The 23,001-nt window shown below is 43.7% G+C and carries 22 protein-coding genes; 17 read left to right on the top strand and 5 right to left on the bottom strand.

Going from position 1 to position 23,001, the window contains the following annotated elements; all coding sequences use genetic code 11:
• The first annotated feature begins 22 nt into the window (after positions 1–22).
• Positions 23–1,672, top strand: coding sequence for a DNA repair protein RecN (gene recN, locus QQL36_RS01025; protein ID WP_083726257.1), 1,650 nt, complete (start codon positions 23–25; stop codon positions 1,670–1,672).
• A 68-nt stretch (positions 1,673–1,740) separates the two neighbouring features.
• Entirely contained in the window at positions 1,741–2,553 is an 813-nt protein-coding gene (locus QQL36_RS01020) for an enoyl-ACP reductase (protein WP_083726255.1), read from the top strand.
• Between the two features lie 287 nt (positions 2,554–2,840).
• Here the strand turns inward: QQL36_RS01020 and QQL36_RS01015 are convergent, their stop codons facing one another.
• Entirely contained in the window at positions 2,841–3,062 is a 222-nt protein-coding gene (locus tag QQL36_RS01015; RefSeq protein ID WP_012794455.1) for a DUF2795 domain-containing protein, read from the bottom strand.
• A 100-nt stretch (positions 3,063–3,162) separates the two neighbouring features.
• On the opposite strand from QQL36_RS01015, the gene QQL36_RS01010 reads away from it, so the two are divergent.
• Together QQL36_RS01010 and QQL36_RS01005 are read left to right on the top strand one after the other, a co-directional pair.
• Positions 3,163–3,813, top strand: coding sequence for an ABC transporter ATP-binding protein (locus QQL36_RS01010; RefSeq protein ID WP_083726253.1), 651 nt, complete (start codon positions 3,163–3,165; stop codon positions 3,811–3,813).
• Positions 3,814–3,823: 10 nt separating this feature from the next.
• A complete protein-coding gene (locus QQL36_RS01005; RefSeq protein WP_083726251.1) occupies positions 3,824–4,387 on the top strand; it encodes a cob(I)yrinic acid a,c-diamide adenosyltransferase in 564 nt (187 codons plus the stop codon).
• A 168-nt stretch (positions 4,388–4,555) separates the two neighbouring features.
• Here the strand turns inward: QQL36_RS01005 and QQL36_RS01000 are convergent, their stop codons facing one another.
• Both QQL36_RS01000 and gatC read right to left on the bottom strand, forming a co-directional pair.
• Positions 4,556–5,269: an ABC transporter ATP-binding protein gene (locus QQL36_RS01000; protein WP_083726249.1), complete on the bottom strand. Its 714-nt coding sequence runs from the start codon at positions 5,267–5,269 to the stop codon at positions 4,556–4,558.
• Between the two features lie 57 nt (positions 5,270–5,326).
• The gene (gene gatC, locus QQL36_RS00995) at positions 5,327–5,617 is read right to left on the bottom strand and encodes an Asp-tRNA(Asn)/Glu-tRNA(Gln) amidotransferase subunit GatC (RefSeq protein WP_083726247.1); all 291 of its coding nucleotides are present in this window, start codon (positions 5,615–5,617) and stop codon (positions 5,327–5,329) included.
• Positions 5,618–5,754: 137 nt separating this feature from the next.
• Here gatC and trpS point away from each other — a divergent pair, with 137 nt between their 5' ends.
• The 11 genes from trpS to QQL36_RS00940 all read left to right on the top strand — a co-directional run bounded on the left by trpS (position 5,755) and on the right by QQL36_RS00940 (position 19,703).
• Complete coding sequence (trpS, locus tag QQL36_RS00990) at positions 5,755–6,753, top strand: tryptophan--tRNA ligase (protein ID WP_321568620.1); 999 nt, start codon at positions 5,755–5,757, stop codon at positions 6,751–6,753.
• Between the two features lie 54 nt (positions 6,754–6,807).
• Positions 6,808–7,068, top strand: a complete 261-nt coding sequence (locus QQL36_RS00985) for a hypothetical protein (RefSeq protein ID WP_321568619.1) — start codon at positions 6,808–6,810, stop codon at positions 7,066–7,068.
• Positions 7,037–7,645 carry a deoxynucleoside kinase gene (locus QQL36_RS00980; RefSeq protein ID WP_321570531.1) on the top strand — a complete coding sequence of 203 codons (609 nt, stop codon included), beginning with the start codon at positions 7,037–7,039 and terminating at the stop codon, positions 7,643–7,645. The genes QQL36_RS00985 and QQL36_RS00980 overlap by 32 nt, the downstream gene beginning before the upstream one ends.
• Positions 7,646–7,748: 103 nt before the next feature.
• Complete coding sequence (locus QQL36_RS00975; RefSeq protein ID WP_321568618.1) at positions 7,749–8,507, top strand: hypothetical protein; 759 nt, start codon at positions 7,749–7,751, stop codon at positions 8,505–8,507.
• Positions 8,508–8,530: 23 nt separating this feature from the next.
• Positions 8,531–10,054 carry a helix-hairpin-helix domain-containing protein gene (locus tag QQL36_RS00970; RefSeq protein ID WP_321568617.1) on the top strand — a complete coding sequence of 508 codons (1,524 nt, stop codon included), beginning with the start codon at positions 8,531–8,533 and terminating at the stop codon, positions 10,052–10,054.
• A gap of 637 nt (positions 10,055–10,691) precedes the next feature.
• Positions 10,692–13,889 carry a SusC/RagA family TonB-linked outer membrane protein gene (locus QQL36_RS00965; protein ID WP_321568616.1) on the top strand — a complete coding sequence of 1,066 codons (3,198 nt, stop codon included), beginning with the start codon at positions 10,692–10,694 and terminating at the stop codon, positions 13,887–13,889.
• A gap of 40 nt (positions 13,890–13,929) precedes the next feature.
• A complete protein-coding gene (locus QQL36_RS00960) occupies positions 13,930–15,366 on the top strand; it encodes a SusD/RagB family nutrient-binding outer membrane lipoprotein (protein WP_321568615.1) in 1,437 nt (478 codons plus the stop codon).
• 390 nt (positions 15,367–15,756) lie between these two features.
• Positions 15,757–16,071, top strand: coding sequence for a DUF3467 domain-containing protein (locus tag QQL36_RS00955; protein ID WP_083726236.1), 315 nt, complete (start codon positions 15,757–15,759; stop codon positions 16,069–16,071).
• A gap of 49 nt (positions 16,072–16,120) precedes the next feature.
• Positions 16,121–17,194, top strand: coding sequence for an Ldh family oxidoreductase (locus tag QQL36_RS00950; RefSeq protein ID WP_083726234.1), 1,074 nt, complete (start codon positions 16,121–16,123; stop codon positions 17,192–17,194).
• 69 nt (positions 17,195–17,263) lie between these two features.
• Positions 17,264–18,586, top strand: a complete 1,323-nt coding sequence (locus tag QQL36_RS00945; protein WP_083726232.1) for an aspartate kinase — start codon at positions 17,264–17,266, stop codon at positions 18,584–18,586.
• 442 nt (positions 18,587–19,028) lie between these two features.
• Entirely contained in the window at positions 19,029–19,703 is a 675-nt protein-coding gene (locus QQL36_RS00940; RefSeq protein ID WP_179091228.1) for an SdpI family protein, read from the top strand.
• A gap of 79 nt (positions 19,704–19,782) precedes the next feature.
• Here QQL36_RS00940 and QQL36_RS00935 read toward each other — a convergent pair whose 3' ends face one another.
• The gene (locus QQL36_RS00935; RefSeq protein WP_083726229.1) at positions 19,783–20,247 is read right to left on the bottom strand and encodes a hypothetical protein; all 465 of its coding nucleotides are present in this window, start codon (positions 20,245–20,247) and stop codon (positions 19,783–19,785) included.
• 113 nt (positions 20,248–20,360) lie between these two features.
• On the opposite strand from QQL36_RS00935, the gene QQL36_RS00930 reads away from it, so the two are divergent.
• Both QQL36_RS00930 and QQL36_RS00925 read left to right on the top strand, forming a co-directional pair.
• Complete coding sequence (locus QQL36_RS00930) at positions 20,361–21,113, top strand: XRE family transcriptional regulator (protein WP_083726227.1); 753 nt, start codon at positions 20,361–20,363, stop codon at positions 21,111–21,113.
• Between the two features lie 193 nt (positions 21,114–21,306).
• A complete protein-coding gene (locus QQL36_RS00925; RefSeq protein ID WP_321568614.1) occupies positions 21,307–21,603 on the top strand; it encodes a cupin domain-containing protein in 297 nt (98 codons plus the stop codon).
• A 343-nt stretch (positions 21,604–21,946) separates the two neighbouring features.
• On the opposite strand, the gene QQL36_RS00920 is transcribed toward QQL36_RS00925, so the two are convergent.
• Complete coding sequence (locus QQL36_RS00920) at positions 21,947–22,843, bottom strand: histone deacetylase (protein ID WP_321568613.1); 897 nt, start codon at positions 22,841–22,843, stop codon at positions 21,947–21,949.
• Between the last annotated feature and the right edge of the window lie 158 nt (positions 22,844–23,001).

Raw genomic sequence — 23,001 nt, 5'->3', positions numbered from 1 at the left:
AATTTGCGGAATATTTTCCCATATGCTACAAAAACTAACAATTAAGAACTACGCCATTATTGAACAGCTGGAAGTAGACTTTTCCGGGAACCTGAACGTCATCACGGGCGAAACAGGTGCAGGTAAATCTATTCTGCTGGGCGCATTGTCATTGATACTTGGGGAGCGTGCAGATCCGGGGGTATTGCACAGCAAGGATAAGAAATGTGTGATAGAGGGGAATTTTAAGGTGAAGAAGTCGCAGGTGGCAGATTTTTTCCAGCAGCATGAACTGGACCTGGAAGATCAGCTGATCATCCGGCGTGAAATCAGCACCGCCGGTAAGTCCCGTGCTTTTATCAATGATACTCCTGTGAACCTGTCCCAGCTACACGAACTGAGTCAGTACCTGGTAGATCTGCATCAGCAGTTCGATACCCTGGAACTGGAAAAGTCCGATTTTCAGCGCGAAGTACTGGATGCCCTGGTCAACCAGCCAACAGCCCTGCAGCAATACCAGCAGGGATATGGCAGATATGTAGCCGTACAGCGGGAGCTGAAGCAGCTACATGACCTGCGTAACAATGCGAACAAAGAACTGGATTATAATAAATTCCTGCTGGACGAACTGACAGAGGCCAGCTTCAGGGATCATGAAATAGAGGAGCTGGATGCGGAGCTGAAAGTGCTGAGCCATGCAGAGGAAATCAGGAATACCCTGAGCAAAGTGTACTTCCAGTTAAAAGAAGATGAACAACCTTTATTACAACAATTAAAGCAGATACAATCATCTGTACAGGGGCTGGCTAATTTTCATAAAGAGGCGCCGGCCATCGCAGCGCGTTTGCAATCAGCATATGTAGAGTTACAGGATATAACAGGAGAGATCGGACATATGAATGACCAGGTACAAACAGATGGTGCCAGATTAGAACAGCTGAACGAACGTTTATCACTCGGGTACAGATTGCTGAAGAAGCACGCCGCACAGAATACGACCGAGCTGCTGAAGATCCAGGAAGAACTAACGGGCAAGGTAGAAGGAGTGCTGAACCTGGATGAAAAACTGGAAGGGTTAGAGAAAGAGCTGGAAACTTTACAGGGTAAGTTACAAACACAGGCAGCTGGTATTACAGCAGGCCGTGAAAAAGCGGCAGGTCCGTTCGAAAAATCTGTGAATGCTTTGCTGGCACAGGTAGGTATGCCAAATGCAAGGTTGAAAGCATCGATTGTAAAAGGTGCATTGAACCAATTTGGACAGGATGTCATAGAGTTCTTATTCGATGCGAATAAGAGCGGCAACTTCGCACCTCTCCGGAAAGTGGCGTCTGGTGGTGAGTTGAGCAGACTGATGCTGTGTATCAAATCACTGGTTGCACAGTCAGTAGCCTTGCCAACGCTGATCTTCGATGAGATAGATACAGGTATCTCAGGTGAAGCGGCCCGCCAGGTAAGCTTTATCATGGAAGGCATGGCCAAAGGGCACCAGATTATCTGTATCACGCACCAGCCGCAGATTGCGGGTAAGGCCGATGCGCATTATTTTGTGTTTAAAGATATGAAGTCAGGAAAGGTGCAGACGAATGTAAGGTTGCTGACAAGGGAGGAGAGGATCAATCATATTGCACAGATGATGAGTGGGGAAAAGCCGACGGCTGCAGCCCTGGAAAATGCGAGAGAGTTGGTAAAATAGGGCCTTATCAATTAATGTTTTTTTTTCAACTATAACGCCTATTTTTGCCCAAAATAATTATCAACCCAATGGCTTATAACTTATTAAAAGGAAAGAAGGGTATCATATTTGGTGCATTGGATGAAAATTCCATTGCCTGGGCAACCGCACTTCGCTGTGTGGAAGAGGGCGCTGAAATCGTGTTGACAAATGCACCTATCGCTTTACGTATGGGAGAGATCAACAAATTGGCAGAAATTACCAATGCTCCTGTAATACCAGCAGATGTGACCAGCCTTGATGACCTGAACAATCTGTTCACTAAATCCATGGAGCATTTTGGCGGTAAAATAGACTTCGTACTGCACTCTGTAGGTATGAGCCTCAATGTGCGTAAAGGAAAGCCTTATACTGACCTCGATTACGATTTCTCCCATAAAACTTTCGATATTTCAGCCATGTCCCTTCACCGGGTGTTGCAAACAGCTTATAAACTGGATGCACTGAATGAGTGGGCTTCTGTAGTAGCACTGACTTACATCGCTGCACAGCGTGTATTTCCAGACTACAGCGAAATGGCTGATGCAAAATCCCTGCTGGAATCAATAGCACGTAGCTTCGGTTACCACTATGGAATCAGCAGGAAGGTACGTATCAACACAATTTCTCAGTCACCTACCCGTACAACTGCTGGTAGCGGTGTAAAAGGTTTTGATGGTTTCATCAACTATGCTGAGAAAATGAGCCCATTGGGTAATGCAACGGCAAAACAATGTGCTGACTATACCGTATCCCTGTTCTCTGACCTGACAAGGATGGTGACCATGCAGAACCTGTTCCATGACGGTGGTTTCTCTTCTACCGGTGTAACGATGGATGTGATGCTGCAGATGGAAAAATAAGATAGTACGATCCAAAAATAATAGCCGTGAAAGTGAATATTAACTATTCATTTTCACGGCTTAATTTTTAATGCAGTCATTCATTTCGGTTTTAAAGCCGACCACCCCTTTCCGCTAATGATTGCTATCCCACAAAAATGGCAGCTGCTTTATCTGGCGTGGATTTGCGCCGAATTCTGCCGGCAATTTTACTACAAAAAAAGCCGGTCCTTCAATGAAGGAGCGGCTTGGAAATTTTTTAGCATAGGCGAATTTGCTGAGGCAACAATAAATGGAATATCTATGCGCTAATATTCGTCTTCATTAAAGAAGAAGTCATCCTGTGACGGATAATCAGACCAGATATCTTCTATTCCCTCATAAATTTCACCTTCGTCTTCCAGTTCCTGAAGATTCTCAATCACTTCAATCGGTGCACCGGAACGGATGGCGTAATCAATTAATTCGTCTTTAGTAGCTGGCCATGGAGCATCCTCCAGGTATGAAGCTAATTCTAAGGTCCAGTACATGTTATTGAAATTTTTACTGTCTTAAATTTTGGCAAAAGTATTATTTAATTTGAAATAAACAACTATTACTATCTTAACGGTGAATTACTTTTATTCAAGTATGCTGACCGCACGCAATCTTACCAAAAATTATTCCAACTTACCTGTTTTGAAGGGAGTGGATGTAACTGTGAACAAAGGAGAGATCGTTACGATAGTAGGATCTTCCGGAGCTGGGAAAAGCACCCTGCTGCACATTCTGGGTACCCTGGATACGCCTACCTCCGGAGAGGTCTGGCTGAATGATGTGAACCTGACAGCACTCAAAGGCAATGCACTGGCTGATTTCCGTAACCGGCATATGGGATTTATTTTTCAGTTCCATCATCTTTTACCGGAATTTAACGCGATAGAAAACGTTTGTGTACCGGGTTTTATAGCCGGTCACAATAAGAATGAAGTCAAAAAAAGGGCCGCTTTTTTGTTGGAAACTTTAGGCCTGGCTGACAGAATGGATCATAAACCCAACGAATTGTCAGGAGGAGAGCAACAAAGAGTGGCAGTCGCCAGGGCGCTGATCAATAACCCGGATATCGTGATGGCCGATGAGCCCACCGGTAACCTGGATTCGCACAATGCCCGGGAGCTGCACCAGCTGTTTTTCCAGCTAAGAGACCAGTTTAAGCAAACATTTATCATCGTTACCCACAATGAGGAACTGGCGCCGTTAAGTGACAGGCAACTGGTCATGAAGGATGGGAAAATGCTCTAAAATCTTTCTTATGTCATTTAAGATTTACACCAAAACCGGCGACAAAGGACAGACCTCCCTGATCGGAGGTACTAAAGTTTCCAAGAGCAACCCTCGCATTGATGCTTATGGCACGGTAGACGAGCTCAATTCTTATATTGGACTGGTGGGTGATTATATTTCTTTTGATGGAAATATGGTCGCTTTTCTGCGCGAAATACAGGATCGCTTGTTTACAGTGGGAGCCTCACTGGCCTGTGATCCTGAAAAAGATATAAAAATGCGTATTCCGGACCTTTATGAGAAAGATGTACAGGTGCTGGAAGCCAGCATTGATGCCATGAACGAGGAACTGCCGGAAATGAAATCATTTATTCTGCCCGGTGGGCATGTGGCGGTGTCTACAGCCCATGTAGCCCGTTGTGTATGCCGGAGGGCAGAGCGCATATGTGTTGGGTTGCAGGAAAATGAGGAGTTTATAGCACCATTGGTACTACAATATTTAAACCGGCTGAGCGATCATCTTTTCGTATTAGCAAGATGGATAGGTCACCGGTTGAAGGTGGAGGAGATTAAGTGGACGCCGAGGGTGTGAGCGTAGGTTGGATGGAATGACCCGGCGTAGGCTTTTTTGAATGATTAGCCTGGCCTTCATGGAATGACCAGCTTAGGTTTGTTGAAATGATCAACTAAGGCTTCATGGAATGACCCGGCGTAGGCATTTTTGAATGACCAGCCAGACTTGCCGGAATGGCTCCCTTTTTTACGCTTTGACCAGCATACTATCCTCTACAGATCTGTCTGATTCAATCAGACCATCCCTGAGACGGACAATTCTTTTGGCGTGGGCAGCAATGTCTTCTTCATGTGTAACGAGTACAACCGTATTGCCGGAGGCATGGATCTGTCCAAAGATCTCCATGATTTCCACGGAAGTTTTACTATCGAGGTTACCAGTAGGCTCATCCGCCAGAATAATGGAAGGATCATTTACCAGGGCGCGGGCAATAGCCACACGCTGACACTGACCACCGGAGAGCTCATTGGGTTTATGTTTATAACGCTCTCCCAGGCCTACTTTTTCCAGCATATAGATGGCTTTTTCCTCTCTTTCCTTTTTGCCGATGCCTGCATAGATCAGTGGCACGGCCACATTTTCGTACGCGGTGAGGCGGGGCATGAGGTTAAATTGCTGGAATACAAAGCCAATTTCCTTATTCCGTACCCTGGCCAGGTCATCATCTTCCATTGTGCTCACATCATGTCCATTCAGGATATATTTTCCGCTGGTAGGGGTATCGAGTGCCCCGAGCATATTCATTAAGGTAGACTTTCCGGAACCGGAAGGGCCCATGAGGGCAACATATTCATTTTTGAAAATGTCCATGTTAATACCTTTCAGCACGGGTAGTTCATTAGAACCCATGTAATAGCTTTTACGGATATCTTCTAAATGGATGACGGATTGTGGGCGCATTTGCTAACAGTATTAGATACAAGATGATTTCCTGAGTTGTGCCAGGTGATATAAGGATTACTTTTTGATCACTTTAGGAACTTTAAAGTATTGATCATTGGCTGCGGGTGCATTTTGTAAGCCTTCTTCCCGGGTGATGGAAGGAACCACTTTATCCTCACGGTACACATTACGATCGGCAGTCATGTGCAATAATGGCTTAACCTCTGTGGTATCCAGTTCATTCAGTTTTTCCACAAAGGTGATCATTCTCTGTAAATCTCCCTGGATGGATGTTTTTTCCGCCGGGGTAAATTCAAGTCTTGCCAGGTCTGCTAATTGATCTACCAGCTGTTCGTTCACTTCCATAAGTCAAATTAAATGAAAAGATAATAAAATATTTATTAACCGGCGTTAAAGTTACTAAATACTAAAGAGAGTGTTACCTGAAAAATGCGCTCCTCCGGCAGGGTAGCTCCTAAGAATTTCCTAAATTGCACCCCATTATGGCAAACAAAGAGATAGTAGTAAGCGGTATCCGCTCTACCGGTTTTTTACACTTAGGTAATTATTTCGGCGCAATCCGCAATTATGTAAAGATGCAGGAGGCCTATAACTGTTATTTTTTCGTAGCAGACTGGCATTCCCTGACGACCCATCCTGATCCCAAAGACCTGCGTGGCAATGTTTACCGCGTACTGGCTGAAAATATAGCTTCGGGCCTCGACCCGGAAAAGGTAGCACTCTATGTACAGAGCGATATTCCTGAGATCGCAGAATTGTACCTGTTGCTCAATATGATGGCTTACAAAGGCGAACTGGAGAGGGTACCTACTTTTAAGGACAAGGTACGCCTTCAACCAGAAAACGTTAATGCCGGTCTACTTACTTATCCTGTACTCATGAGTGCCGATATCCTCGTGCACCGTGCTGTAAAAGTGCCGGTAGGTAAAGATCAGGAACAGCACCTGGAAATGGCCCGCAACTTTGCAAATCGCTTTAACGAGCGTTATGGAGAGCTGTTCCCTGAACCGGTTCCATTTAACTTTGGTGATAACCTGATAAGGATCGCAAGCCTCGATGGCAATGGTAAAATGAGTAAGAGTGAGAATCAGATGGCTACTTTGTACCTGTCTGACAGTGATCAGTTGATCAGAGAAAAAATGATGAAGGCAAAGTCTGCCACAGGTAAAGAAGAAGATGGTAGCATGCCGGAAGCGGTCGCAAACCTCTTTAGCCTCATGGAGCAGGTTTCTACCCCGGATGTAATTGCGCATTTTATGAAAACTTTCGAGGACGGTACCATCCGTTACGGAGACATGAAGAAGCAATTGGGAGAGGACATGGTGAAATTTATAGCACCTATCCGCGAAAAAGCCAAATCATTGCAGGAAGATCCGGCCTACCTGAACAAAATTATGCGCCATGGAGCTGAGAAAGCAAGGGAAAGTGCGGCACAGACTTTGCAGCAAGCGAGAAAACTTATCGGAATTAACTACTACTGATCATAAGAAGTACGCAACATTTTTAGGCTGATAACCGGATAAAATTGTAAATTAATGGGATGTCATCTAATGGTAGTTGCTGCTCGCTGCTTCAAATTAATGATTAGTGACCTCGATACATCATGGCAAAAAATAACAAGCTCTCTCTCTCTCTCTCTCTCTCTCTCTCTCTCTCTCTCTCTCTCTCTCTCTCTCTCTCTCTCTCTCTCTCTCTCTCTCTCTCTCTCTCTCTCTCTCTCTCTCTCTCTCTCTCTCTCTCTCTCTCTCTCTCTCTCTCAAACACATCGCGATAGCCGGGAACATTGGTGCCGGTAAGACCACACTTACTGAACTGCTGGCAAAGCATTACAAATGGGATCCCCAGTTTGAAGATGTAGAGCACAATCCATATCTTAATGATTTCTATGAGGATATGCCACGCTGGTCCTTCAACCTGCAAGTGTATTTCCTACATGGAAGATTGAAACAACTGCTGGAAATTCAGAATGGCAATGACATTGTGATTCAGGATCGTACCATCTATGAAGATGCGCACATCTTTGCTCCCAACCTGTATGAGATGGGATTGATGACAAAGCGCGACTTTGACAACTACTTTAATTTCTTTGAGACACTGAAGTCAATGGTGAAACCACCGGACCTGCTCATCTATCTCAAGGCTTCTGTACCTACCCTGGTCGCACAGATTCAGAAGAGAGGAAGAGAGTATGAAGAGAATATCCGACTGGACTATCTGAAGCGACTGAATGAATATTATAATAACTGGATAGAGAGATATACGGAAGGACCTTTGCTGATCATTGATATCGATAAGAATAAGTTTCCGGAGAGTGATGAAGATTTAGGAGAGATTATTTCAAAGATTGATTCACAGCTGTACGGGCTGTTTTGATAGGAAAAATGCAGGCTGATTTAAAATGTCAGCGCCGCAGGCTATCCAAAAAAAAAGTCTCCCACCGTTTCGGTGGGAGACTTTTTTTTTGTAACTTCTATATATGAAATCCATTGTTGTTACCATTGTTTGCACCTGGTGCATGCTCACCATTTGTGCCCAACCTACTGCAGGTACCTATACGAAACATCATCAATACCTCTTCACCGCACTACAAAATCAAGCCGGCCTTACCTGGCTGAAAGGCCCTGCTATCGGTGTAAATACAGAAAGACGTTTTCTACTGAACGCACTCAGTATCCACACCCTTGCTATCGCATGGCCTACACATTCCGGCACCTTCGCTGGTATGCTTAAACAAACAGGATTCCGTGCCTGGCATGAACAATTATTTGGCCTGGCCTACAGCCATAACATGGGAGAGAAATGTAGCGTAGGTATGCAGGTAAACTACCTGAATACGATGACCATGGGATATGGTAGTACCCATGCCCTGACAGCGGAAGCAGGTACCCTGGTACAAATCACCCCGGTGTTATTTGCAGGACTACATGCATTTAATCCTGTCAACACACCGGATGTGCCCGTGACCTTCTCAGCAGGATTGGGATATGAAGCCAGTGAGAGTTTCTTACTAAGTACCGCATTGATCCAACAGGAAGGCTTGCCACCTGCTTTCAAAGTCATGTGTGAATATGCATTCATCCCTCAATTCCTCATGGAATTAGATTGGTGTAATGATCCTATACAAAGAAATATGGCGGTGTCATTTGGACTAAAGAAACTATTTGTAAAAGTATATGCAGCCCACCATCCACAATTAGGTTTCTCACCCGGAACAACGATTATATGGCAAGTGTAAAACTGATAATAATAATAGTGTGCATGCCATTATTAGTACACGCAAGACAGGAAGATGATATTGTTAATGATGATATGCAATGGCAGCAGCTGGAAGTATACAGAAAACATCCTTTATCACTGAACAAGGCAGACATTGCTGAACTGACTTCATTAGGGCTGTTAACTTCATTACAAATTGATGAATTGATCAATTATAAAAAGCAATTCGGAAACCTGCTAAGTATCTATGAATTGCAGGCTGTACCTGGGTTTGATGAAACAACTATTCAGTTAATATTACCTTATGTAACAGTCGCAGAAAGTATCAAAACAGGCAAAAGTCCAATCACCTTACTAGCGAGAAATGACCTGTTACGATATCGTAGTTCCACCATAGGCATGCAGCTGAAAAAAGATAATTATAGTGCTTACTATTTCATCAAAAACCACAGGAAAATAAAAGCCTTAGCGATCGGAGATTTTACTGTAAACATGGGACAAGGTTTGATTAACTGGCAGGCATATGCACTGGGTAAAAACAGCATGATCACACACATCAAAAGAGAAGGAGAGATCATAAGAGGTTCCAATACCACTGGTGTCAATAGAGGCGCCGCCATTACTTTACAACAAGGTCATTGGGAAACCACCGCCATTGTATCTCTACATCAGCTGGGTGCAAATATCTCTTACAAATTACCACAGGCACACATTGGCATCAACTGGCTGGAACATAGTGTGAGCATGGATTACGCCATCTCTCTCCGTAACTATCATCTATTCGGCGAGCTGGCTGTCAATCATCGCACAGCTACCATCCTTGGTATGCTCACAAGTGTTGGTAAGAGCGCAGACCTTGCCCTGTTTTACAGAAAATTCAACACAAACTATGAACCCATTCATGCAAATGCAATGGGAGAAAATTCACGTCCCGTCAATGAAGAAGGATTATACACCGGCATTAGTCTACACACTATCAAACACTGGCAACTGGATGCCTATGCAGACATCTTCCACTTCCCATGGTTGCAATATAAAACCAATTCACCTACAGACGGACAGGAATTATTTGCATCGCTGACCTATACACCTGATAAAGAAACACGACTCTACTTCAGGTATCAATACAAACAAAAATTCCAGCAATCAAAAGGGAATGAATTTATTCCACCGATGATTGAAACCCGCCATGAAAATTATAGGTTTCAACTCACATTATCCCCAGCCAAAGGCTGGACCTGGAAAACACGTGTAGAAGCAAACACCTGGCAGGATGATAGCGGCAACCAGTATGGAGGCCTATACCAGCAGGAACTGGCCTGGCAGCTCCCAAAATGGCCACTGCGCTGTACGCTTAACTACATCTGGTATAGCACAGGAGGTACAGCTACCCGCTTTTATATTCCAGACAGAAGCGTGCTATACGATTATAATTTGGCTCAATTATATGGTAAAGGAGCGAAGCAAAGTTGTACACTCCGATGGAAGCAAAAGAAACATTGGCAGGCCTGGGCGAGAATTGAAATAGAAGGAACTTTGACAATCCAGGTAGTCTATTCTGTGTAGCATTAAGCATTCCCATTAAGTGACATATGTCAGCTGGTGAGAACAAAAAACCATCACCTTCTTATCAAGGAAAAAGTTTCATAATGTTTTAAAAAACGGTCAAAATCTGATTATAAAATCAACATAACTGTTTAAAAATGCTGAAATATTGCAGAAAGTGAATTGTTATTGAATGTTAAATTTTCCTTTATAGAATATTGCAAATAATTTGTATACATATGAAAAAAAAATGCACTCTTAAAAAAAGGTTAAATTTTTCTTGGTGGTGAGTAATATTTTTCTATAAATTGTGCTCTTCAACCAAAATCTAAATCGTAATCATGAAAGAGGCCAGTTACTCTTTATCCTGTTTATATTTCGGAATAATTTGTCAACCTGTGTACAGCGGTGTAGCAGCAGTACGCTTTTGCTTATGAACAAAGGATAAGATTATACTGTGCTTCAAACTACCATCCAGGTTCTTGCCGCCTTCATCCCGGATGGTAACTTTTTAAAACAACAACTAAATCGAATAACAACTAAATCGTAATAAGACCAGCAAAACTGTGTTCTGAAAACTTATTGACCAGAGAAAAACTATTGGAATTAGGGGAACCTATATTAAAACTTTTATTGTCAACTAAAATCTAAATCGTTTATGAAAAGAGCGTTACTCTTTTTCACCATGCTCATGGTGAGTGTAACCCTGACGTATGCGCAACAGCGCCAGGTTACAGGGAAAGTCACCGGCCCGGACGGTTCACCTGTACCTTTTGCTACTGTACAAATCAAAGGAACAAACACTGGGACAACCACAGATCAGGATGGATTTTTCAAACTGAACGCAAAACCAGATGCCGTATTGATTATTCGCAGCGTAGGATATTTAGCACAGAACATTCCGGTGGGTTCATCCGGTACTGTCAACATCGCATTGAAATCTGATGACCAAAACCTCCAGGAAGTAGTAGTAACCGCTCTGAACGTAAAGAGAAATAAAAATGAACTGCCTTACTCTGCACAGATAGTGGCTCCTGAGGACTTAAACAGAACAAGAGATGTGAACATTACTACCTCACTCGCTGGTAAAGTTTCAGGTCTTGAAATCCGTAAAAATAATACCCTGGGTGGTTCCACGAATATCGTACTGCGTGGCGCCAAATCTCTGACAGGCAATAACCAGGCACTCTTCGTAGTAGATGGTGTACCTATCGATAACTCTAACACCAACACCAAAGATCAGACAGAAGGTGTAGGTGGTTATGATTATGGTAACGCTGCTGCAGATATCAACCCGGACGATGTAGAATCAGTGAGTGTACTGAAAGGTGCTGCTGCTACTGCATTGTACGGTTCCCGTGCTTCAAATGGTGTGGTAATGATCACGACCAAAAAAGGTGCAAGAGGATTTGGTGTTACCTTCAACACAGGTGTGAATGTAGGTAAGTACGATCCTTCTACCTTTGCAAAATATCAAAACAAATATGGAGCTGGTTATGGCTCTGGTTACGGTTCTCCGGATGGTTACTTCTACTACACCGATGTAAATGGTGATGGCGTGGATGACCGCGTAGTACCAGTTACAGAAGATGCTTCCTATGGTGGTAAGTTCGATCCTACCTTGCAGGTATACCACTGGGATGCTTTCTATGACAAGTCACCCTACTACATGAAAACCCGTCCATGGGTTGCTGCCAGCAACAATCCAGGTGCAATGTTCGAAACTGCTGTAGGGACCAACAACAGCATTTCAATAGATGGTGCCAGCGATAAAGGTTATTTCAAACTGGGCTATACCAAATTTATCGACAAAGGTATTATGCCAAACAGCCGTATTGCAAAGGATCTCATCAACTTCGGCGCTTCTTACAACATCTCCAACAAGTTAACCGCAAGTGCATCAGTCAACTCTTCTATCATCGATGGTCTGGGCCGTTACGGTACAGGCTATGACTCCAAAAACCTCATGACAAATGTGAGAGAATGGTGGCAAACCAACGTAGATGTGAAGGAACAGAAAGACATGTACTTTGTTGAAAAGCGTAACATCACCTGGAACCAGTCAGATGTTGGTGCCCTGAACCCTATCTTCTGGGATAACCCTTACTGGACAAGATATGAGAACTATGAAACTGATGGCCGTACCCGTCACTTCGGCAACATCAGTCTGAACTATAAAGCAGCTGACTGGTTAGACATCGTAGGCCGTGTATCATTGGATAATTACAATGAACACCAGGAAGAAAGATCCGCAATCGGTTCTATCGATGTATCAAAATTCAGCGAATTCAAACGTTCCTTCAGCGAGTATAACTACGACCTGATGCTGAACTTCAATAAAAACATTACCCAGGACCTGACCTTCAAAGGTATTCTGGGTGGTAACGTAAGACAGACTAATATTAGCTCTATCTTATCTTCGACTAACGGCGGTCTCCTCATCCCTCGTCTGTATGCCCTGCTGAACACAGCAAACCCAATGGAAGCACCTACCGAAATCGCTACCAGAGAAGAAGTAGATGGTATCTATGCTGCAGCCAATTTCGGCCTGAAAGAATTATTATACCTGGACCTGACCCTGAGAAGAGATCAGTCTTCCACACTTCCTAAAGGCAACAATAGTTACTATTATCCCTCTGCTTCTCTTGGTTTTGTATTCTCTAAGCTGATACCGGAAGCTACCTGGTTATCCAATGGTAAAGTAAGAGTAAACTGGGCAGAAGTAGGTAATACCGCACCTCCACTGTATACTAAAAACTATTACGATGTGCCAACAGGTATCGATGGCGTAGCATTAGGTTCAGTAGGTGGTACCAAGTACAATCCTGATCTGAAACCAGAAAAAACAAAGAGCTTCGAAGCCGGTCTGGAAATGTCTTTCCTGAATAACCGTTTAGGTTTCGATGCGACTTACTACAAACAAAATACAGTTGACCAGATCGTACCATTACCAGTATCCACATCAACTGGTTACGATTACAAGGTGATCAACGCTGGTAACATCCAGAACCAGGGTATTGAATTGTCTGTATTCGGTACACCTGTAAAAACAAAAGACTTCTCCTGGACAATTAATGTAAACTGGTCCCGCAACCGCAATAAGGTGGTATCATTACCAGGTATCGACAAACTGCAGATTGGTGATTTCCAGGGTGGTATTACTGTAAATGCAGTAGTAGGTCAGCCTTACGGAACTATTACTGGTTCTGACTACATCTACAAAGATGGTCAGAAGGTGGTAGATGCGGATGGTTACTATGAAATCACTGGTACCTCCAACCACACTATTGGTAATGTAAACCCTGACTGGATTGGTAGTATCTCCAACACAGTTAAATATAAAAACCTGGCGCTGAGCTTCCTGATCGATGTACGTCATGGTGGCGACATGTTCAACATGGATATGTACTATGGTCTGGCTACAGGTCTCTTCCCTGAAACAGCACTTGTCAATGATCTGGGCAATGAGTCGAGAGCACCTCTCAGCGAAGGCGGTGGTGTAATCCTGCCTGGTGTAACAGAAGATGGTAAACCCAATGCTACACGTATTGCCAACGATTATGGTGTATATGGTTACTACTACAATGCTGACAAAGCATTCGTATACGATGCGGGCTATGTAAAACTGCGTGAAGTATCGCTGACATACTCTTTACCAACATCTTTGATCAGACACATCAATCCTTTCAAAGGCATAGATCTTTCACTGACAGGTCGTAACCTGTGGATCATACATAAGAACATGCCTTATGCAGATCCTGATGATGCAATGAGCTCCGGTAACGCACAGGGCTTTATGGTGGGTAGCTACCCTTCTGTAAGAACTTTTGGTGCTAACCTGAGATTACGTTTCTAAAAGTGCTGATCAGATGTTTAAAAAAAGTAAAAAAGCAATCATGAAAAAATATATCATATACGGTTCCTTTGCTGCAATGGGTATACTGTCTACGGTATCCTGTACAAAGAACATTACCGACTTAAATACAAATCCGAATAAACCCAGCTCCGTAAGTGCGGCTTCACTGTATGCCAGTGCAACAAAAGAAATGGCAGATGCGATCACCAGCACAAACGTAAACCTGGGTATCTTCAGGTTGATCGTACAGCAATGGACGGAGACCACTTACATCGATGAGAGCAATTATAATCTCGTGACCAGGACCATTCCTGATAACTTCTGGGATGCTTTTTACACAGATGCACTGATGGATCTGAAAGAAGCAAAAACAGTACTGGAAGCAGATGAAAGCACCGATGCAACTGTGAAGAAAAATATGCTGGCACAGATCGATGTGATGTCAGTATATGGTACCTCTGTATTGGTAAATACCTTTGGTAATGTGCCTTATTCACAATCTCTGAATTCTGACAATCTGTTCAACAAATACGATGATGCCCATACCATCTACACTGACCTGATCGCCCGTCTGGATGCAGATCTGGCTGCATTCGATGAAAGCGCAACAGGTATGGGTACCTCCAACATGCTGTTTAGTAGTGATGAGATCGTAAACTGGAAAAAGTTTACCAACTCTCTAAAATTACGCCTGGGTATTTTGCTGGCAGATTTTGATCCGGCTACAGCACAAACCATTGTAACAGCAGCATCTGCGGGTGCATTTGATACACAGGGTGAATATGCGAAATTCCCTTACTCAACCGTTCCTCCAAATACCAACCCACTGTGGGAAGATCTGGTACAGAGCGGGCGTCAGGATTTCGTAGGATCTAATACATTTGTTGATTACATCAACTCAGTAGAAGACCCAAGAAGACCTTATTATTTCACTACTATCGGTGGTATATATAAAGGTGGTACCAATGGCGTAAAGAGCCCTTATGCAAACTATTCACATCCCGGCGAATTGTTGGAGCAGAAAGACCTGCCCGGTGTGTTCATCGATTATTCTGAAGTGGAATTTATTCGTGCAGAAGCAATAGAAAGAGGCTGGTCTGTAGGTGGTACAGCAATTACACACTATAACAATGCAATTACAAATTCTATTCTTTACTGGGGTGGTACAGAAGAGGATGCTGTGACTTACCTGGCAAGAACAGATGTAAATTATCTGACTGCTGATGGTGACTGGAAACAGAAGATTGGTATGCAGGAATGGATTGCATTATACAATCGTGGGTTTGATGCATGGACGGCACAGCGTCATTTGGATTATCCTCAGTTGACGCCTCCTCCAAAGGCCCAGTCTGGATATCCCGTGCGTTTCACTTATCCGATTGCAGAACAGAACCTGAATACTACTAATTACAATGAAGCATCTTCAGCTATTGGTGGAGATGCGGTAGAGACGAAGTTGTTCTGGGATATTTATTAATAAGCAATACGCTAACAATAATTAATAAGCAATACTCTAATAATGAAAAAGGTTGCCGGTTTTTACCGGTAACCTTTTTTCGTTGAAGAGACCTGCTGCAGTAAGCACGCATTTCTATTTTTTTTCTTATGTGGCTACTTCTAAAACAGTAAGGACTTGTTTGCCCGGGGAAAATCAAAAGATTCTACCATGCTGTGCAGGCTAATCTCTATCCAGGCAGTGAGGTGAGGTATAATACGAATACCCCATCCAACACGACTTTGACGAGAAGGGTCTGGTGGGATGCCCAGTAATTCTAAAAAAGAAATGGCCGCCATTAGGCGGCCATTTCTTTTTTAGAATTTATTTTACATCCTCTTTTTTACATTTGTACCGAAAATATAACAGAACATGGAAAATCAGCAGGACGAACAAGCCCAGCTCAATATAGAATTGACCGAGGAAATTGCAGAAGGTGTATACGCTAATCTGGCGATCATCACCCACTCCAATGCAGAATTTGTAGTCGATTTTGTGAATGTAATGCCCGGAATGCCCAAAGCAAAGGTAAAATCCCGCATTATCCTTACTCCTCAGCACGCAAAGCGCTTCATGAAGGCAATGTTGGACAATATCAAGAAATTTGAATCGATTCACGGAACTATTCAGGACCAGGAACCGGTATCCCTCCCCATGAACTTTGGAGGACCTACCGCTCAGGCCTAAAACAGAACCAGATCAACTGATACAAAAATCAATAGCACGGAAATCCATCATGAGCCAGATTTTCTCCTATCCTCATTTAAGGGAATTTACCCAGGAAGTTTTTAAACGCATGGGCTGTTCAGACGAACATGCGGCAACAGCCAGTGAAGTTTTATTATCAGCAGATCTCAGAGGGATTGATTCTCATGGGGTAGCGCGCCTTATTGGCTATGTACGTCTCTGGGAAAACGGTCGTGTAAATGCCACTCCGAACATCCGCGTAGTGCATGAAACCCCCAGTACAGCTGTAGTAGACGGTGATCGTGGCCTTGGCCTGGTCGTAGCTCCTTATGCCATGCAGGTAGCAATAGCAAAAGCTGCTAACGTGGGTAGTGGCTGGGTGAGCGTAAAGAACTCCAACCATTTCGGCATTGCCGGCCAGCATGCCATGATGGCGCTGGATAAGGACATGATCGGTATGGCCATGACCAATGCCAGTCCACTGGTAGCGCCAACCTTTGCCACAGAGCGTATGCTGGGTACCAACCCTATTGCAGTAGCGATTCCTGCCAAAACACAACCAGCCTTTGTAGCGGATTTTGCTACAACTACGGCTGCCAACGGTAAATTGGAGATCCTGCAGCGTAAAAGTGAGGAAGCTCCTACCGGATGGATCCAGGACAAAGAAGGTCATTCCAGCACCAACCCACATGAACTCAAAGATGGCGGCGCCCTGTTGCCACTGGGTGGCGACCGTGAACACGGTAGTCATAAGGGATATTGCCTGGGAGCGATCGTCGATATATTTTCAGCAGTGTTGTCAGGAGCCAATTATGGTCCCTGGGCACCACCGTTCGTAAGTTTCCTGCCATTGGCACCCGATCCTGTAGGAGAAGGACTGGGCCACTTTCTGGGAGCCATGCGTATAGACGCCTTCCGCCCTGCAGATGAGTTCAAGGAGCATATGGACAAGTGGATCACCCGCTTCAGAAATGCAACACCGGTAGCAGGAGAGCAGGTATTGATACCTGGTGATCCCGAGCGTGAAATGGAAGCACATCGCCGTCAGGGAGGTATTCCATTACTGGACCCGGTGATAAAAGATCTGAGAGAAGTTGGGGAGAAATTTAAATTGAGCTTTTAAAGTCAGGAATTAAGCGCGAACTTGCGCTTTTTATAAGAGTTACGTCAAACACATAACAATACAACAGTAATGAAGATCTTAAAATTTGGCGGCACGTCGGTAGGTAAACCTGAACGCATGCATGCCGTGGCCCAGCTGGTGACTGCTGATGACGCTCCAAAAATCGTCGTGTTGTCTGCATTATCCGGTACCACCAATTCCTTGGTTGAGATAGGACAATCCTTGTCTGAAGGTAAAAAGGAGCAGGCTAAGGGGCAGATAGATAAGCTGGAAGCTCACTACCGCTCATTTATTGAGGCGCTGGTGAAGCAGCCTGAAGCACGTGAAAAGGCTGGTGCTGTTATTGACGAGCATTTTGAATTTCTGAACATCATCCTGAAAATTAGCTTCAACGAAGCTTTGAACAAGGATATTTTGGCCCAGGGTGAATTACTCTCTACTAAACTCTTCAGTGTGTATCTGGAAGAAGCGGGTGTCCATTCTGAATTGATATCAGCCCTGGATTTCATGAGCATTGACGAGTACGAAGAGCCGGAAATTCCAAAGATAAAGATCCGCCTGGGCAACCTGTTGGATAAACATAAGGATAATAAGATTTTCGTTACGCAGGGATATATCTGCCGCAATCACAGGGGAGAGATAGACAACCTGAAACGTGGTGGTAGTGATTATTCTGCATCCCTGATCGGTGCAGCTATCCAGGCTGAAGAAGTACAGATCTGGACAGATATCGACGGTATGCACAACAACGATCCCCGGGTAGTAAAGAAAACATTCCCGATCGATCAGCTGTCATTTGACGAGGCTGCGGAACTGGCGTACTTTGGCGCTAAGATCCTGCATCCTGCATCCATCTGGCCAGCACAGCACTTCAACATTCCGGTGAAGTTGCTGAACACGATGCAGCCTGAGGCACATGGTACCATTATCACAGAAATGCCAAGTGGCGATGGCGTGAAAGCGGTAGCTGCCAAGGATGGCATTATCGCAATCAAGATCAAATCCAGCCGTATGTTGCTGGCATATGGTTTCCTGCGTAAGATCTTCGAAGTATTTGAAAAATATCGTGTACCTATTGATATGATCACTACTTCAGAAGTAGCGGTTTCCCTGACAATAGAAAATACACCACAGCTGGATCAGCTGCTGAAAGAACTGCAGCCATTTGGTTCAGTAGAACTGGATCATCATCAGACCATCGTTTCAATCGTGGGTAACGAAGTAGCGGCAACGCCTTCTATCCTGAAGAAACTGTTTGAAGCGCTGAATGAAGTGCCTTTGAGAATGATTTCTTATGGCGGTAGCCGTCATAATATTTCTATCCTGATCGGTGGTCAGCATAAGGAGAAAACGCTCCAGTTACTGAACAAAGGGTTGTTTGATCTGGAATAGTCTTTAAAATGAATTATAAAGGAACAGGTCGTCTCCAATAAAGGGGACGACCTGTTTTTTTTATGGTGATTGTGAGGGAAAGGCTCGGGTGGTAAAAATACTAATATTATTAGTAAATACTAAAATAATTAGCATAATAACAACTTAATAACAAACCTTCGAATTCCATCCATTTTTGCACTTCGCCCTTATCGCGGTTTGTCTCTTCCGGCGGTTTGTCGCGCTTTATTGCGGTTTATCCCTTCCGGCTATTTATCCTTTCACACGGATAGTTCCGCCGAGGCATCGGCGGAACTATCCGCTCCCAAACAAAAAACGGATTTGCCGAAAGGCAAATCCGTTTTTTGTTTGCAATTAAACCAATCACCCTTCACAATTGTAATATATGTATGCCAACGGTATAGTATTTGTCACCTTTCATGTACACCAAATCCATGTTGTTATGAAAAAGACGGATTTAGGACAAGAACTATTATTGTTGCTTTTATTATTGATGCCGATGGCATACCTGGGAATCATCTGGCCTTCTATGCCAGACATCTTCCCAAACAACTACAGCATCACAGGCATACCGGAACGGGTCGGCACCAAAAGTGATTTCTTATTACTCATGACCTTCCTATTCCTCACCAACCTCATGTTATATTTCCTCTTCCGCTACCTTCCTCACGTAGACCATGTGGATTTCCCGGAAGCAAACGAGCGCCTGCAGCGCCAGCAATACTATCGTATCCGCTTCTCCATTCACATATACCTCGCCGTATTCACCGGCGCAATTATCTGGATGGTAAGCCAGGGCCGCGCTTTAATGATGGAGCGTTGGGTATTTACAGGAGTGGGCACATTAATCGCAATGATCGGGATCTATTTACGCAGATTACAACCGAATTATTTTGTGGGGGTACGTACACCGTGGACGTTGCAAAGCACGGAAATATGGCAGCAAACGCATCTGATGGCAGGCAATCTATGGATGTGGACGGGAATCGCCACATTCATTGGAGGTTTCTTTTTACCCGTAATGACGGGAGTATTTTTATTGATTTTTACAGGAGCTATACTGGCAGCATTGCCGTATATCTATTCATTCCGTTTATATCATACGGATAAGGGGTAACAATGATGAAAAACGACGAAAGTAAAAGGGGCTGATGTGATCACAGCAGCCCCTCTGTATTTTTGAATAATCGTATCGGTTAATACAACCACCCTCTGCCCAAACCTGCCTGACGGAAAGGCCATGGAGTCAGCAGCAATACCAGCACCAAAACAATACCGAAGAAGATCAGTCCCTTCTTATGTTTTAATGCATCGGTCGGTGCTTTCTTCACTTTTGCACGACCAATGTGTACCAGGATAAATGCTAAAACTGCCAATGTAATGTGTTCTACAGCATAGAAGCGCAGTACGCCATCTTTCATGGCAGCACCCATGTCAGACAGGGCTGTTTTCACCAGTGGACTGGCTACAAAGTACAATAACAGACCTACCAGCAATTGCAGGTCAAAGAAAATCATAAAGAATAAACCAGCTTTGTTGTCTGCACCGGTAAAAGGTGTTTTGTCACTAACGCCTTTCCATGAACGGTAAACGGCCCAAATGCCAGCTAGTAAAATTGCCCACCTTAACAGGGAGTGAATAATTAGCAACGGAGTATACATAAATCTTTGAGTTGGATTTCCTGACAAAAATAAGTGAGAATCACCGGATTTATTTGGTTATTCCAAAAATTATATACTAAATTTGTTAGTAATTCTACTAAATAATTTAGATTATGTCAGTTGTATGCCGCAATTTAAAGTTTCTGCGTAAGCAGAAAGGATGGACGCAGCAGGAGTTTGCTGATAAACTAGGGATCAAACGTTCCCTCCTGGGAGCTTATGAAGAAGAGCGTGCAGAGCCCCGTACAGAAGTGCTGGAACTGGTCAGCGATATGTTCAGGGTTTCTATTGACGATCTCCTTCGCCGTGATGTAGGTTCCCAAAAAGATACTTTCCTCGAAAAGCGCCGCCAGCAAAAGCTCGGCAATAGCCGCCAGTCCATAGAATTTGTACCCGTAAAAGCTGCCGCCGGTTACCTCGCAGGTTATAACGATGATGAATTCATCGAAGAACTGAACACCTTTACCCTCCCTATGATGGGCGCTGGTAGTTACAGAGCTTTCGAAATCGCCGGTGACTCTATGTTACCTACACCATCCGGTTCTGTAATCGTATGCCACAAAGTTGACGGTTGGGAAGATATTCGTAACAACGAAGCCTATGTCGTGGTGACAAGCAGAGAAGGAATTGTGTATAAACGTTTGTTGAAAAGTAACCGCACAAAAGGAAAACTGACATTGGTATCTGATAACCCTCAGTTCGAACCTTATTCCGTCGGTATGGATGAAGTGCTGGAACTCTGGCAGTCTGATGCTGTGATCAGCAAAGCCGCTCCACAAAGCCGGATGAGTGTGAACCACCTCGCAGATATGGTGAGCCACCTCCAGGATCAGGTAAATATGCTGAAGAAAAAGACCAGGAATTAATTACACAACCTCAATTACTTTTTCAAAAGATAAAATGCATAGACTTCTAAGCATTGGGAAGACTGTGCACAGGGAGGCGCATGTCGCCTCCAAATCAATCAACCTTTAAAAACGAATATCAAAGTAACCATCAGAATAAATTAATAAAGCTACTTACTCCAACCCCTTTTTTAATAATCTCAAAGATTGAACTATGCGTATCGCATTCGTTGACGCATTGCGCCAGCTGGAAGACAGTGGAGAAGCAGCCGTGACCCTATGGGAACACAATACAATGAGGGTAGTATTGTTATGTCCCGAGGATGTTTACACACAGGAGCCGGATTCACAAAATGAAACGTACATCGTAATGTCAGGATGTGGACAGGTACAGTACAAGGATAGAGTCATAGATATTGATTCAGGTGATTATCTTTTTGTACCAGCAGGAACGTGGCATAAGTTTATTAATGTCACAGAAGATTTTATGCTCTGGAAGATCATTACCTAACATCGCGGACTTAGGACGAATGAAATTACTTTATGCTCTGGAAGATCATTACCTAACATCGCGGACTTAGGACGAATGAAATTACTTTATGCTCTGGAAGATCATTACCTGACATCGCGGACTTAGGGCGAATGAAATTACTTTATGCTTTGGAAGATCATTACCTAACATCGCGGACTTAGGACGAATGAAATTACTTTATGCTTTGGAAGATCATTACCTAACATCGCGGACTTAGGACGAATCAATGCTCTTTCTGTACTTACAAAAAATTAAATGCATGCATATTATTTCGATGAATCAAATGCCTTTTAAATCTGAACACCGCCGTTCTTAGAGAAAATCAGAAGATGGCTGCCGCTGTTTTGAATGTATTACAATGCGCATTCACAATATGCCTCATTTGCGGAGAATACCCTCCTCCCATCGCAACTGCACAGGGAATTCCATATTGCTTTACCGTATTTAACACCAATTCATCTCTGCAGCGGCATCCATTTTCAGTTACTTTCATCCTCCCATAACGATCTGTAGAAAGAATATCCACCCCTGACAAATAAAACACAAAATCAGGCCTTTTCTTCTCCATTAAAACCCCTAAACAATCCGACAATTTCTTAAGATATTCTTCATCCCTCATACCATCAGGCAACCCAACATCCCACACAGATGTCTCTTTATGAAAAGGGTAATTATGCTCCCCATGCATACTGAATGTAAACACCCGTTCATTCCCCTCAAATATGGCAGCAGTGCCATTCCCCTGATGTACATCCAGATCTATTATCATCACATATCCAGCCAGCTTTTGATGCAATAAATAATTCGTAGCTACCGCAAAATCATTCATCAAACAAAACCCTTCTCCATGATCAGCAAACGCATGATGCGTACCACCCGCCACATTTAAACCAATACCATGCTCCAATGCATGCAATGCACAATCAATCGTACCCTGACAAATCACCCTTTCCCGCATCACCAATGCAGGTGATTGTGGCAAACCTATCTTACGCACTTCCTTCTCACTCAGCTTCCCATTTTTCAACTTATCCCAATATTCAACAGTATGTGTTAACAAAATCGTTTCCTCACTCACCGGCTCCGGTTTATGAAACTGATCAATAGTCACCACCCCTTCCCGCAATAGCTGCGCAGGAATCAGTTCATACTTCGCCATCGGAAAACGATGGCCTTCTGGTAGTGGGTGTGCAAATATGGGATCGTAAGCAATCAGCATGACATTCAACTATTCTTTATAACACTATTATCGGCAATATATCACTAACCAATCTGTAGTACCCTATTGTCAGCAATATATCACTAACCAATCTGTAGTACCCTATTATCAGCAATATATCACTAACCAATCTGTAGTACCCTATTATCAGCAATATA

Source organism: Chitinophaga sp. LS1 (assembly GCF_034274695.1).
Lineage (GTDB): Bacteria > Bacteroidota > Bacteroidia > Chitinophagales > Chitinophagaceae > Chitinophaga.
Note: the sequence above shows the minus strand (reverse complement) of the source record. Positions and strands in the feature narration are given on the sequence as shown.

Bases quoted from the DNA above. Each gene is read 5' to 3' on its own strand.
- recN (WP_083726257.1), top strand. From the start codon at position 23: ATGCTACAAAAACTAACAATTAAGAACTACGCCATTATTGAACAGCTG.
- QQL36_RS01020 (WP_083726255.1), top strand. From the start codon at position 1,741: ATGGCTTATAACTTATTAAAAGGAAAGAAGGGTATCATATTTGGTGCA.
- QQL36_RS01015 (WP_012794455.1), bottom strand. From the start codon at position 3,062: ATGTACTGGACCTTAGAATTAGCTTCATACCTGGAGGATGCTCCATGG.
- QQL36_RS01010 (WP_083726253.1), top strand. From the start codon at position 3,163: ATGCTGACCGCACGCAATCTTACCAAAAATTATTCCAACTTACCTGTT.
- QQL36_RS01005 (WP_083726251.1), top strand. From the start codon at position 3,824: ATGTCATTTAAGATTTACACCAAAACCGGCGACAAAGGACAGACCTCC.
- QQL36_RS01000 (WP_083726249.1), bottom strand. From the start codon at position 5,269: ATGCGCCCACAATCCGTCATCCATTTAGAAGATATCCGTAAAAGCTAT.
- gatC (WP_083726247.1), bottom strand. From the start codon at position 5,617: ATGGAAGTGAACGAACAGCTGGTAGATCAATTAGCAGACCTGGCAAGA.
- trpS (WP_321568620.1), top strand. From the start codon at position 5,755: ATGGCAAACAAAGAGATAGTAGTAAGCGGTATCCGCTCTACCGGTTTT.
- QQL36_RS00985 (WP_321568619.1), top strand. From the start codon at position 6,808: ATGGGATGTCATCTAATGGTAGTTGCTGCTCGCTGCTTCAAATTAATG.
- QQL36_RS00975 (WP_321568618.1), top strand. From the start codon at position 7,749: ATGAAATCCATTGTTGTTACCATTGTTTGCACCTGGTGCATGCTCACC.
- QQL36_RS00970 (WP_321568617.1), top strand. From the start codon at position 8,531: ATGCCATTATTAGTACACGCAAGACAGGAAGATGATATTGTTAATGAT.
- QQL36_RS00965 (WP_321568616.1), top strand. From the start codon at position 10,692: ATGAAAAGAGCGTTACTCTTTTTCACCATGCTCATGGTGAGTGTAACC.
- QQL36_RS00960 (WP_321568615.1), top strand. From the start codon at position 13,930: ATGAAAAAATATATCATATACGGTTCCTTTGCTGCAATGGGTATACTG.
- QQL36_RS00955 (WP_083726236.1), top strand. From the start codon at position 15,757: ATGGAAAATCAGCAGGACGAACAAGCCCAGCTCAATATAGAATTGACC.
- QQL36_RS00950 (WP_083726234.1), top strand. From the start codon at position 16,121: ATGAGCCAGATTTTCTCCTATCCTCATTTAAGGGAATTTACCCAGGAA.
- QQL36_RS00945 (WP_083726232.1), top strand. From the start codon at position 17,264: ATGAAGATCTTAAAATTTGGCGGCACGTCGGTAGGTAAACCTGAACGC.
- QQL36_RS00940 (WP_179091228.1), top strand. From the start codon at position 19,029: ATGAAAAAGACGGATTTAGGACAAGAACTATTATTGTTGCTTTTATTA.
- QQL36_RS00935 (WP_083726229.1), bottom strand. From the start codon at position 20,247: ATGTATACTCCGTTGCTAATTATTCACTCCCTGTTAAGGTGGGCAATT.
- QQL36_RS00930 (WP_083726227.1), top strand. From the start codon at position 20,361: ATGTCAGTTGTATGCCGCAATTTAAAGTTTCTGCGTAAGCAGAAAGGA.
- QQL36_RS00925 (WP_321568614.1), top strand. From the start codon at position 21,307: ATGCGTATCGCATTCGTTGACGCATTGCGCCAGCTGGAAGACAGTGGA.
- QQL36_RS00920 (WP_321568613.1), bottom strand. From the start codon at position 22,843: ATGCTGATTGCTTACGATCCCATATTTGCACACCCACTACCAGAAGGC.